The organism is Nitrosomonas halophila (assembly GCF_900107165.1).
In the GTDB taxonomy this organism is placed as follows: Bacteria; Pseudomonadota; Gammaproteobacteria; order Burkholderiales; family Nitrosomonadaceae; genus Nitrosomonas; species Nitrosomonas halophila.
Genome location: NZ_FNOY01000073.1, coordinates 1 through 12,920 on the forward strand (window position 1 = coordinate 1; position 12,920 = coordinate 12,920).

At 53.6% G+C, this 12,920-nt stretch carries 11 protein-coding genes; 1 reads left to right on the plus strand and 10 read right to left on the minus strand.

The genetic code is table 11. The features are described from left to right. Window positions 1–852 precede the first annotated feature (852 nt). From BLV85_RS12635 to trbK, 10 genes are all read right to left on the minus strand, one after another. A complete protein-coding gene (locus tag BLV85_RS12635; protein WP_090415607.1) occupies window positions 853–2,157 on the minus strand; it encodes a M18 family aminopeptidase in 1,305 nt (434 codons plus the stop codon). A gap of 75 nt (window positions 2,158–2,232) precedes the next feature. Further along, on the minus strand, window positions 2,233–4,452 hold the full coding sequence (locus tag BLV85_RS12640) for a RelA/SpoT family protein (protein ID WP_090415608.1): 2,220 nt from the start codon (window positions 4,450–4,452) through the stop codon (window positions 2,233–2,235). A gap of 156 nt (window positions 4,453–4,608) precedes the next feature. Beyond that, the gene (locus tag BLV85_RS15985; RefSeq protein ID WP_090415609.1) at window positions 4,609–4,764 is read right to left on the minus strand and encodes a YjbQ family protein; all 156 of its coding nucleotides are present in this window, start codon (window positions 4,762–4,764) and stop codon (window positions 4,609–4,611) included. A 340-nt stretch (window positions 4,765–5,104) separates the two neighbouring features. After that, window positions 5,105–5,446 (minus strand): cupin domain-containing protein, encoded by a 342-nt coding sequence (locus BLV85_RS12650; protein ID WP_090415610.1) that lies wholly within the window; start codon window positions 5,444–5,446, stop codon window positions 5,105–5,107. Between the two features lie 47 nt (window positions 5,447–5,493). Beyond that, window positions 5,494–5,676 carry a hypothetical protein gene (locus BLV85_RS12655; protein WP_090415611.1) on the minus strand — a complete coding sequence of 61 codons (183 nt, stop codon included), beginning with the start codon at window positions 5,674–5,676 and terminating at the stop codon, window positions 5,494–5,496. A gap of 134 nt (window positions 5,677–5,810) precedes the next feature. Beyond that, entirely contained in the window at window positions 5,811–6,422 is a 612-nt protein-coding gene (locus BLV85_RS12660) for a GNAT family N-acetyltransferase (protein WP_090415612.1), read from the minus strand. A gap of 498 nt (window positions 6,423–6,920) precedes the next feature. After that, the gene (locus BLV85_RS12665; RefSeq protein WP_090415613.1) at window positions 6,921–8,165 is read right to left on the minus strand and encodes an alpha/beta fold hydrolase; all 1,245 of its coding nucleotides are present in this window, start codon (window positions 8,163–8,165) and stop codon (window positions 6,921–6,923) included. Further along, window positions 8,165–9,988, minus strand: coding sequence for a DNA polymerase/3'-5' exonuclease PolX (polX, locus tag BLV85_RS12670; RefSeq protein ID WP_245725212.1), 1,824 nt, complete (start codon window positions 9,986–9,988; stop codon window positions 8,165–8,167). The genes BLV85_RS12665 and polX overlap by 1 nt, the downstream gene beginning before the upstream one ends. Before the next feature lie 12 nt (window positions 9,989–10,000). Further along, on the minus strand, window positions 10,001–10,699 hold the full coding sequence (locus tag BLV85_RS12675; protein WP_090415614.1) for an SDR family oxidoreductase: 699 nt from the start codon (window positions 10,697–10,699) through the stop codon (window positions 10,001–10,003). A gap of 682 nt (window positions 10,700–11,381) precedes the next feature. Continuing rightward, entirely contained in the window at window positions 11,382–11,576 is a 195-nt protein-coding gene (gene trbK / locus BLV85_RS12680) for an entry exclusion lipoprotein TrbK (protein WP_090415615.1), read from the minus strand. Window positions 11,577–12,367: 791 nt separating this feature from the next. Here trbK and BLV85_RS12685 point away from each other — a divergent pair. Then, the gene (locus BLV85_RS12685; protein ID WP_176974039.1) at window positions 12,368–12,781 is read left to right on the plus strand and encodes a hypothetical protein; all 414 of its coding nucleotides are present in this window, start codon (window positions 12,368–12,370) and stop codon (window positions 12,779–12,781) included. Window positions 12,782–12,920: the final 139 nt, after the last annotated feature.

Genomic DNA, 12,920 nt, shown 5'->3' on the forward strand with positions numbered 1-12,920 from the left:
CCCCTACTTTTAGCATCATGGTACGTCCAAAATTTTAAAAGATAAATCTTACCGCCTTAAAGGCGGTGGTTTTAACCTTACTTCGGACTAATAAAACCACGAATGCACACCAATAGACACGAATAATGAAAAATCACTTCGATTGTGTTTCTCCCGTAACTTGACCGGCTAGCGCACCTTCTCCCTTTCGCATGACTCAACTCAATCCATGTGAACATCACCACTGAATCATTGGTGCGTATTCGTGTTCATTCGTGGTTATCAAAATCAATAGCGGAGCAGGTCATCCTACAAATAAAACCATGAATGCACACCAATAGACACGAATAATGAAAAATCACTTCGATCGTGTTTCTCCCGTAATTTAACCGGCTAGCGCACCTTCTCCCTTTCGCATGACTCAACTCAATCCATGTGAACATCACCACTGAATCATTGGTGCGTATTCGTGTCCATTCGTGGTTAACAAAACCAATAAAGATGACGGGGAATTCTCACGCACTGCATACACCTCGCTGAAAATTGGATAACCGCTTATTTCAGGGCTCGTTAATGAATAACTTGGGCATACGTTGTTACGTATTCGGGAAAGATGCAAGGCGCGAGGCGAAGCCGAATGGTCGTTCCATTCGCAAGCCTCGCAACGCAGCAGATGCCCGAATACGCAACAACCCTTCGGGCTGGGGTCGCTTTTGGCGCATACCGGCGTTGCAAGCCACTTGTTGTGAATGACACAACGGCGTGGCTTGCGCCTTGGTCTACACCAAAAGCGACCCCAGCGTATGCTCAAGTTATTTATTAACGAGCCCTTATTCAAAGGCATTGCAATGCCATCCAGCGTGTTTAACGGAATCAATCAGAAAAAAACTGTTTCAGCACCCGGATCATGTATTCATGGTCCTGCACCCCGGCGCTCTCACGGACGCTGTGCATTGCCCACATCGGACAGCCGATATCGATGCTGCGTATGCCGAGCTTCGCGGAAGCAATTGGTCCGATCGTGCTGCCACAAGGCAGGTCCGAGCGGTGGGAATAGTGCTGATAGGGAACGCCGGCCGCATCGCAGCAGCGAATGAATTGTGCGATGGAAACACTCTCGGAGCTGTAGCGGCGTTTGGCATTCGATTTGATTACCGGTCCCTGGTTGACGAACACTTTATGATCCGCATCATAGGCCTGCGGAAAGTTGGGCTGGTAGGCATGCGCCATATCCACGCTGACCAGAAAGCTTTGGGCCAATGCGCGCGCCGTTTCTTCGCGATCCGATGAAGCCGCCATGCCGATGCGCTGCAGGATATCGGTCAAAAAGCTGCCGCCTGCACCGATATGGCTCTCGCTGCCGATTTCTTCATGATCGAAAAATGCGCAGACCAGCGTGCTATCAGTCTGGCCGAGCACCGCATCGTCGAGTAAAGCCTGCAATCCGGCATGGCAGGAGGCCAGGTTGTCAATCTGGCTGTCGGCACAGAATTCCTGATTGGCGCCCCAGAAAGCACCCTGCTGGGTATCGTATACCGCCAGATCCCAGGATAGTATCTTCGTCGCCCCGATACCTGCCGCCTGCTCCAGCAGACTTAGAAAATAGGGCTGCGGCAATTGCTCGCCGGTCAATTGCGCAAACAGCAGCGGCAGCTCGTTTTGCTTGTGCAGCTTGAGGCCGTCTTCATTGACGCCCCGGTTCATGTGAATGGCGAGATTCGGCAGGCGCAGCAACGGCTGTTCGAATCGCACCAGTTTGTGCGCGAGCTGCGCCTGCTCGTCGAGGTAACTGATTCGGCCGGCCAGGCTCAAATCGCGGTCGGTGAAGGTGGCGAGAATCGGTCCGCCGTAAATCTCGACACCAAGTCTGGCGAGGCCATCGGCAACGGTTGCAGCGGTCGGCTTGATGCGAAACCCCGGTGAGTCGGTATGCGCGCCCACAATCTTGAAACCCGCTTCGGCAGGCATTTTGCGCCCCAGGACGAACAACACGATCGAGGAATCGTCACGCACCACATAATAGCGCCCGCCTGCTTGCAGCTGCCATTTGTCGGTTTCATCGAGCCTGACAAATTGCAAATCCCTGATGGCCGCTTCGATCGAGGCGACCGCATGCCATGGGCTCGGGCTATTGTCGATAAAGTCCAGCAAATGCTGGGCCGGTTGTTTATTTATCATAATCAATGTTTATTTTCATGAACTTATGCTTTCTTAAAGATAGCTTGCCAACCATAATCAAGCCTGGCTGACCACTCACCATTCCCGCCGCCGCGCCGCGATCACGCCCGGCACATGCTGGATTTGTGCCAGCAGGCGGCGCAATTGGTCCAGATCGGTAATTTCCAACGAAAATAGCATCATCGCCAGATGACCGCGGCTGAGCATGTTGGCCCTGGTGGCATTGGCCTTCTCACGCACGAACAAATCGCTGATATCCCGCAGCAAGCCCTGGCGGTCACGCGCTTCCACTTCGATTTCGACACTGGCCACAAGGTTCGCGCCCATGCTCCATGACGCCTGCAGCAGGCGGCTGTGCCGCTCTTCCGGCAAGCGGGCAACGAAGGCACAGGACTGGCGATGAATGGTAACGCCGCGCTCGCGGGTGACATAGCCAACGATGGCATCCGGCGGCACCGGCCGGCAACATTTGGCCAGGGTGGTAAGCAGATTGCTCTCGCCTTCAACGATAATCCCCGGTGATGCCGTGGCGGCTGGTCGGCGTTTAGTGGCAAGGGCCGGTGCGACAGGTTCGGTTTTGGGCGGCGTCAACTCCTGAATGGCGAGCGCAAGCTGATGTTCGCTGACATCTCCCCGGCCGATGGCGGCAAGCAAATCCTCAAGCCGGTTGTAATGCAGCTTCTGCGCGAGTTTTTCCTGATTCACGCTCGCGACCCCGGCCCGATGACGTTCTCGGTCAAGTTTGGTCCGGCCACTGGCCACATGTTCCTCGAAGTGCTGATATTTGAACCAGTGCCGCACCTTGGCGCGGGCGCGCGGGCTCTGCAAATAGCCGAGCGCGGGATTGAGCCAGTCACGGCTGGGCGCACCGGTTTTGGCAGTCAGAATTTCCACCCGTTGGCCATTCTGTAACCGTGTATTGAGTGGCACAATGCTGCCGTTGATCTTGGCGCCACGCGTGCGGTGACCGAGGCCGGTATGCAGCGCATAGGCAAAATCGATCGGCGTCGAGCCCTTGGGCAAATCGATCACCTTCCCTTGCGGGGTCAGGACAAAAACCTTGTCCTGGAACAACTCACTCTTGAACTGCTCGAGTAAATCGCCCCCCTCGCTGATTTCGTCCTTCCACGCCAGGATCTGGCGCAACCAGGCGATTTTCTCATCAAATTTGTTATCCGACCGGCCTCCTTCCTTGTAACGCCAGTGGGCTGCCACACCCAGTTCGGAGTGATGATGCATATCGTGAGTCCGGATCTGTACCTCGAGCGCCAGGCCACGCGGACCGATCACAGCCGTATGCAGCGAGCGGTAACCATTGCTCTTGGGGCGTGCAATATAGTCGTCGAACTCGCCCGGAATCGGCTGCCACAAGTGATGCACCAGGCCCAGCGCCGCGTAGCAGTCCTTGATATCATCCACCAGAATGCGTACTGCGCGAATATCATACAGCTCGCTGAATTCAAGATGCTTGCGGCGCATCTTGTTGATGATGCTGTAGATATGCTTGGGCCGGCCGCTGAGCTCGCATTGGATGCCAGCCTGCTGCAGCACTTGCTTGAGCTGAGCGACTACATCCTCGATGTATTGTTCGCGATCCACGCGCCGCTCGTCGAGCAGGCGGGCAATTTCCTTGTAGAGCTGCGGTTCCAGATAACGCAGCGCAAGATCTTCCAGCTCCCATTTGATTTGCCAGACCCCCAGCCGGTTGGCCAGTGGCGCAAAGATGCCGCGCGTCTCGCGGGCAATGCGCCGCTGCTGTTCGGGACTTGCCTCCTTGAGGTGGCGCAATGTTTGGGTGCGCTCGGCCAGCTTGATCAGTACCACGCGAATGTCTTGCACCATGGCCAGCAACATCTGGCGCAAACTCTCGATCTGCTGTGCCTGGTCGCCCGCATTATCCAGTGCATGCAACTGCTCGATTTCGCTGAACTGGCGAATCTGCTCCATGCGTGAAATCCCCTCGACCAGTCCGGCAACATTGGCGCCGAACTGACGCTCGACCTGTGCTTGCCAGTCATCCAGATACTCGGGCACCGCATGCAGCAGAGTGGCCACGATCGTTTCGGCATCCATGCGCATGCCGATGAGTATGGAGGCCGCACCCATCGCATGTTGCAGTAAGGCGGTGCCGGTCAGCGTATGTTGCGAACCGTATAGCGGCGCTGCCAGCGCACAGGCTTGGCGTAGCTGATCGATCTCGTCTGGCGTGAATTGTGTCGTCAGCTCATCCAGCCAGGCATCGGAATCAGCATTATCCGCCACCAGGGGAAGTAATTTGCTGCGTGATGAAACCATGGAATGCTTACTAGTCCTCCAGGTTGAAATTGGGCACCCTTCAGGTGCAGATAAATTGCCACTACCCTATGCCCAAATATTGGCAAGATCAATGGTTGCGGGTATCGAAGAAAGAAGCAATCAGACCTGATGGCGCTCTTTCCCGCCGCTTTCAGATCAAGCCGTACCGGTAATTTGCACACTCACGCGGCGCCGTCTCGGCCCGTCAAGTTCGACAAACAGTACCGACTGCCAGGTACCCACAACCAGTGCGCCGTCCACCAGTGACAGTGTCTTGAAAGCACCTAGGAAGCTGTCCGAGAATAGACCGATCTACTGCGTACGAACCTGCCAGGCGGGATTTTTCGGTCCCTTTCGTTGAATAGAACAACTATTCGCCTCAAATGATCGAAAAATCCCACTCAGCCAGCCTCGCCCTCGCTACGATCGCTATTCTCGGACAGCCTCCTAGTCACACCAAGAATTTGTTTGAATGGAATGACAAAAACATGTCTTGATGGCTCATAGATCTATTATTGATATAAGAATGGCTATTTTACTTGCACATCGTGTATTAAGGAAATACTGTAGGGATCCTCGAACTGCTCTGCAATTTCAGGCACTGAATGATAAACAAACCGGGCAAGCAGAGAATACCAATCAACAGGAGAATTCAGCGCGGTGGTGGCGACACGTGTACTTGTTCTTCGGGATAAAGATGGACCGCCAGCCAAATGGTGCCCTGGGACACCTGCTCAACAACATGAAGTACACCAGCCGGCAGGAATAAATAATCCCCTGCTTTGAGGGCTATTCTTTCATCGGCTACTTTAAGCACAGCCTCTCCCTGCACGAGTATCACCCATTCATCCTGGGACTGCACGTACTCACAAGGCGTAATGGTGGATGCACTCACTATGCGTTCAATGACGAGATTCTTGTGGATCAGCAGGTTGTCGAAGCGCTCGCCTGCGTCCGGCGGCACTGCCCCGTCAAACAAATTCTTGCATGGCATTGATCACCTCCCACCAGTTGCTCCGACGAGAAACAGCTGATCCCATGCTAATACCGGGCCGGCCCACCCAGAATACCGCCCAGCAAACCAAAAACAATGGTCCCAATGACGGACAGAATGATAAAGGCTGGAATGGAGGCAATAGCCACTTTCACCATGAATTTGACCATCGACCAGAATGGCATGTTGATATCGATGATTTTGACCTGATTATTAGGGTTGTCATCCATTATGCTTCCCTCAAATAAGTTGCGCATGTTTAATACGCGCCGATGGTTCTGTTCCTCCACTGGAAGACAAGCCGTCTGCTTTTCATAACCGCACCAGCTCAATGATAATCCATTGCGCACGGACCACACAGCTTTTACCTTGCTGCCGGCCGGATCATGAACCAGTTTCTGACACCCAAAACAGGATGCGCCTCGATGACAGCAAAGCCGAAGCGTTGATAGAAGGCCACATTCTCGGGTTTGTCGGTTTCCAGGTACCCGGCTGTCTGATGTTCGTCGATGCGTTGACAGAATTCTCGCAACAGTGCGCTTCCAATTCCCTGCCCCTGGTAAATCTGGTCGACGGCAACCGGGCCGAGATGCCAATGGGGCGTCGCGGCATCATGCCTCGACCAATCCCGCACCCAGCGAAAAACCCGCAGAGAACGCCTCATCCCACTTCCACGAATCAGCGCCGGCAGCACGGCCACCTGCTCAGCAAACCCGGGCTGGCAATGCTTGGGAGGGACCATCCCGGTCACACCAGTCAATCTATCCGCAACAAAAGCACCCAAAACGATGCCCTTGCGCATCTGTTGACGCAAAACGGGAATAAACAACATACGCAGCGCCCTCTCCCGGTGCTCTGCTTCTCTGCCAAACACACGTATATGGAGAGGATTGTTCAGCATTCCTCGGCCCAGCACTGCAGCCGCATGCTCTACCTCGTGCAGCGCAAGTTCACGAATCTTGACCGGGGTAACCATCCAAACGCCTGAATCGTTCGCTCATTGAAAAAAATTAAAAAAATTTATATGCCTCTGAATAATTTTCAGTTTTGGTGTGGTTAGAGTATGTTGACTCCCTTTGAAACAGATGCGGGATTATCCTGCGCGCCATACATCCTGCTGAAAATTGTATAAAGGGCACCTCTAAGGCGATATTATTTTATGGTAAAGATAAAACCCGGCACTGTCAGTACGGGATGACACGTAGGATCCATTCCGCTTTATGCCATTTTCAAGAAGCTGTTTGGGAATTTATGTTTGAGGTCTATCTTTTCAAGCGTCATATCCACTGCGGCGGCGCATGGTCGCTGAAAGGCGTCCAGATAGCCGCAGCCCGTTGGGCCCCGCATCGTAAGGCGCACCTGTGCACCGGTTTTTGTTATGCAAAACGATTTGCTGGCGCTGGCCAGAATATTTGACTACGATGACTGATCAGCTTCTCAGCAGCGAGCAAATCGCTCGTACGCATGCTTCAGCTTACATGCCGCTGTAAGGCTTGATGGCGGCTTCCTGTTCATCGAGCGTCTGTAATCGATGCATCAGCCATTGCGCAATTTTTTGCAGAAGCTCGTCCCGCAAAGGCTGGGATGAAAACAGGTGCTCGTGATGACTCAATTCTGGCAAGGGAAGCACGGTATTATCCGGGTGATGTCCGTATGTGACATCGACAAAATCCTGACTTCCCCAGGCGGGCGTAATCGGATCATGCCCCGAATACACCAGGAAATAAGGGATGGCGAGGGCATGCATTTGTCTGCGAAAGCGCACAATTTCCGACTCGATTCCTTTTACGTAACGCAACAGATTGCGATGAATGATCCAGCCATCTGCACGTATACGCGCCTTTTCCTCCTCGCTGTCTGTGAGATAGTCCAATACCCAGTCTGGTGTAACCGGCGTAAACCAGTGCCTGAGGCCGGGCCAGGACAGCACCTCGAAGAGTCCATCCAACAGCGGCACGGTCACCAGTGACACCAGCTGGTTGATGATCAGCAGAGGTAACGGTTCGTCCTGCGGTCGCAGGAAATGTTCCTTGGCATGAAATGACAGCTTGATGAGTGGATTGGCCAGCCAGCCGCGCCAACCGGGCACCTCGGAAACCGAGAACGCAGGCCCGAGCAGGACGATGCCTTGTATCCGCGTAATCATATCCGGCGAGGGGCGCTCCGATAACAGATACGAAGCAGCAACCAGCGCACCCAGGCTATGCGCCACGATGAAGACCGGTTTGCCCGGTTTGCCTTGTGCATCGCAAACAGTGATCAAACGCTGCAATGCCTGCTCCAGATTCAGCCGCATCGGTTCCAGATTGCGCAATTGCGTCTGCGCCAGATAGGCATCGCTGACATCCCATACTCGTTCACCCGCAAGCAACGCCTGATCCGCTTGCCACAACAGCGGGTTGGACAGGCCATGCGCGGGGAGATCAAAACCGCCCACCAGGAAGTGCCGCGAAAAATAGCGCGCAATGTCTGCATAGCGCCCGATGTATTCATTCATGCCGTGTACAAGCAGCATGCATGCCGGCACATCGCCTGTCACAGCGGGGTGCATGGTCCGCAGCAGCAAAGGGGGTGCATCCTCGGCCTGGTCGATCACGATTTCCTCACCCCAACGGGGATAGGGCTGGGTGACGAGCTGTCGGTGAATGCAACCCGAAAGTGTCGCCAACATCAACAACAGGCCAGTCAGTGTGGCCAGGCGTCGATTGTGACAGGTCATCACATCGTCCGCCGGAGCAGCGGCCGAAGTGCTTCCAGTGGCCGGGTATTCAACACATCCTGCCGCGCCAGCCAGCCGCGCCGCGCCTGGCCGATACCAAAGCGCAGGTTATCGAAATCGAAGACGCTATGCGCATCGGAATCGATGCTGACCAGGACGCCCTCGTCCTTGGCAATCTGGCAATATATGTCGACCAGATCCAGCCGCTTCGGATTCGCGTTGAGCTCCAGGTAACAGCCGCGCTCCTTGGCCTTGCGGATGATGCGCAACATGTCGACATCATAAGACTCCCGTTTGCCGATGAGTCTGCCGCTGGGGTGTGCCAACAAGGTGAAATGGGGGTGGTCCATGGCTCTGAGGATACGCTCGGTCTGCCGGGCGCGGGACAGCCCGAAGCTGCCGTGGACGGCGCCCACCACCAGATCCAGCTTACCGAGTATCCAGTCCGGCAGATCCAGCTTGCCATTCTTCAGAATGTCGACTTCGATCCCCTTGAGCAAGGTGATGTCAGGCAATTTTTCATTGAGGCAATCAATCATATCGATCTGTTTGGCAAGCTTGACCGGATCGAGACCCCGGGCGACGGCAAGCCGGCTCGAATGTTCGGTAATGGCCAGATATTCCAAACCATGCTGCCGCGCGGCTTGCGCCATGGCCTCGAGCGTGTCATGCCCATCGCTGGCTTTGCTGTGGACGTGCAGATCCCCTTTCAGATCGCTCAGCTCGATCAGCCTGGGCAAGCGCCCATCCCTGGCTGCCTCGATTTCACCCCGGTCCTCGCGCAGTTCCGGCGGAATGAATGGCAGGCCGACCAGCTGATAGACGGATTCCTCGGTTTCGCCGTTGACGCGCGCGCCTGCCTTGAAGACTCCATACTCATTGATCTTGAGCCCCTGTGCCCGCCCCAGGCGGCGGATGGCGATATTATGCGATTTGCTGCCAGTGAAATAATGCAAGGCCGCACCATAACTTTCCGGGCGCACCACACGCACATCCACCTGGAGCTTGTTTTTGAGCACCACACTGCTGCGTGTCGGCCCTTGGGAAAGTGTCTCCGCGATTTCGTCATAGCTGCAAAAGCGCTTCATGACCTGGCTATTCGGCGCTGCCGTGATTAAAATATCGATATCGCCGACCGTTTCACGCGCACGCCGATAACTGCCTGCCACCACCACTTGCTGTACGCCGGGAAGCTTGCGCAGCCAGGACGCGAGCGGCTCGGCATACTGTGCGGCGACAGCCAGATTGAAACGCCCCATGTCTGCAGCATGCTTGGCCAGGGCATCGGCAATACGCATCTCGGTTTTTTCGCCAAAACCGGGCAAGGTCTGAATACGATGATTGCGCACGGCGCGCTGCAATTGCTCCATCGTACGAATATCCAATTCATGGTAAAGCGCCCTCACCCGCTTGGGTCCCAATCCAGGAATCTTCAGCAATTCCGTGACAGTCGCAGGCAGTTGCTGATGCAGCTTATCCAGCATCGTGCAGTGGCCAGTCTCGACCAGCTCCTGAATCTTGTGCGCCAGATCGTCGCCAATGCCGGGCAATTTGGTCAAATCGTCGGCTTGTTCCACCATCGTACGCACATCCTTGCCCAGTTCTTGCAAGATATGGGACGCATTGCGATAGGCGCGAACGCGGAAGATATTGGCGTTCTCGATTTCCAGTAGATCAGCAATCTCTTCCAGAACAGCGGCGATATCGGCATTGTGAATCGGCATAAACACTCCTTCCATGAAATAGGAGCATAAAAAACTTTCCTGGAGACCCCGGCTGGTCAGCGCACCTGCATCCGCCAGCCCCTCATAGGATTCCTCCATTTGACTCGCGACTTACCAAGGAATTTCAGTACCATCATAACGAAAGAATCGGCCACTGTCCGCCAGGGTAAACGCCTCCACCCTGGCGCGCATGCCCTCGATGCTTTCCTGTGGCGAAAGCAGCCCGTCCGGGCCACCCATGCGCGTTCGCACCCAACCCGGGTGCAGCAGCAACACCCCGATCTCAAGTGCGCCCAGTTCCAGTGAGAATCCCTTCATGGCGGCATTCAAAGCAGCTTTGCTGGAGCGGTAATAGTAACTGCCAGGACGTTCGATCTCGGCAATCGAACCCATGTGGCTGGTGATGACTGCAATCAAACGCTTCTGACTGCGTCGTATATGCGGAAGCAACGCCTGACTCACCCGCATCGCACCCATGGTATTCACGCGAAACGTATGCGTCCAGGCAGCATAATCAATGGGCTGCCCCGGCCGATCGTATTTCTCATAATAGACACCCGCATTGTTGATCAGCAGATCAATCGGATATTCTGCGAGCGCCCCCGCCAAGGCATTGATCTGGTCAGGCTCGGTGACATCCAGCCGGTGCATGACAACAGTGCCATACTCGGCTGCCAGTTGCTGCAACGCATCGGCCTGCTCGGGAAACCGGCAGCTGGCAAAAACGCGCCACCCGGCTTTTGCGTATTGACGACACCATTCCAGCCCCAGACCGCGGTTACTACCAGTAATCAAAACATTTGGGATCATGACGATGGTCTCCCATGATTAATATACCTACAGGAATTCCTTACGGGCCATCAAGACTGCGATGCGCAATGCACATCAACTGTCTTTGGTTTCACCAGTATTGAGAAATACCATGTATCTGCTGGAGATTCAACAGGGAAGGCGGTGCCCCAATTATTCAAATACGAATTATTTGCCATGCAGATAATGCAATATGGATTAGAGCCTGAGAAAGAAGCAGGGACAGCCGGGCAAGACGCCCTCAAAGGAAGGATACGACACAACCGATCCGATCCGGTTCGGGAAACTGCATCAGGAGATCAGCACAAACCAAGTCAGGCAGGCTGCCGTCACGGCCATTTGCGCTGCCAAAAAATACGCCTCTATACGCGTCAACAGGGTGAATGAAGCGCAGGATGATTCCTGATCGGTTTTATGGTGCGCAAGCGCATCCTACGTATGATGGTAGGCACCACAATGAAACTAAGGGCTCGTTAATTAATAACGAGCCCTAAAAATAGTTTTCAAGGATATAAAAAAACCAGACCTTACATTTGACATGCCTGGCAATCGGCTCGCGTCAACTATATGGTCTGGCGCTATCTGCTGGAATTAAGTTCACCAAGGTGTTGGAACTGCTGTCAACCCCGGCGTTCCTGTAATTCCAGCAAACATTCATGCATTGGATTCCAATGCAGCGTTTTTAATTTTCTGCGCTCAAAGCACTGCATTGGTCGAGAAATGCTTGCCGCCCCGCTTCATCATTTTTGAACTCCGCCAGCGATTTTTCCATTCCTCTTCCCGAGCAGTTCACTGGATTCGCTTCGGGCAAACCTCCTTCACAGCCCATCAGTGCAGCACTCAGACCCATCATGCAAATAACGCTTTTAATATTCATCTAAAACTTCCTCTTTAAAATATTCACATTGGCTTGATAGTTCAGCCAAATTTTTCAACCCCTCGACATCGGCCCATCATACCCTATGGTTCTCTCTGCAAGTCCTTATTGGATCTTTGCAAAACGCCGCGTTTTTCAGGCAATCACTGGGCTGTCGATGCGAGCACTAACCATGGATCATAGAATAACTCGCATAAGAGGTCAAAACTGTTTGGCCATAGTTAACGGTATCCGTTCATAAAAAACACCGCCTGATTCCGTCATCGCCATACCTCTCGCGCTTTACCCTGATCCGACCGCGGTTGATCGCGGATTGTCTTACCTTCCTAGGAGGCTGTCCAAAAATAGCGATCGTAGCGAGGACGAAGCTGGCTGAGCGGAGATTTTTTTGATCTTTTGAGGCGTATAGTTGTTCTATTCAACGAAAAGGATCGAAAAATCCAGCCTGGCAGGTTCGTCCTCAGTAGATCAGTCCATTCTCGGACAGCCTCCTAGATACACCATCGTAACCCAATCTATTCCTTTGTCCATCATACCGTTTCTCACCACCGAAGGCAGCAAACAGATCTGCATGACAGATTGCATGCATTGCCTATGACTCAGATCAAGATTGGCATTGGAGGCCTCTTTATCCGTGCGTCAAATAATGCCATATGAATATACATTTTTTTACCTGAATAAATCAAAAAAGTCATATAAAAACAACAATTAACCATACTCAAAAAGAGGTTGAAAACTTATCCAGGAAGGATCTATGATTGCTTTTACAATCACATAATAGGCGAAAAAAAATGAAAAATTCACGTTGTGCACATCATCGCGAAGCACTCAGCGCTTCGGAAGCAAGCCGCAGGAAATTTCTTCAGCTTGCCGTGCTGGGTTCCGGTGTCAGCCTGCTTGCAGTCATGACTGAAATGCCGGCCGCACGGGCGGAAGGCCAGGCCAGAACATTGCTGCTCAGCTGCATGGATTATCGCTTGATGGATGAAGTCGAGCGCTACATGCTGCGCAGGGGTCTATACCACAGTTACGATCACATCGTACTGGCCGGCGCCTCGCTTGGCGCCATTACCGATAAATACCCGGAATGGAGCAGAACCTTCTGGGACCACCTCGATCTGTCAGTCAAACTGCACGGCATACATAGAGCTTACTCAGAAATCCAGCGCCCACTTCTGCGCAGCCAGGTAAAAATTCCGCTTTGAGGTCAATTGACAGGAATGGGTAAACGGAATTTTTCCGGGCATGTAGTTTTTTGTCGCCCATATTGCCATTTTGGCAATAAATTTCTTCAGGCGAATAAAAACCCGCACCAGTACAAGCAGGTTCATGACCAGGAAGATG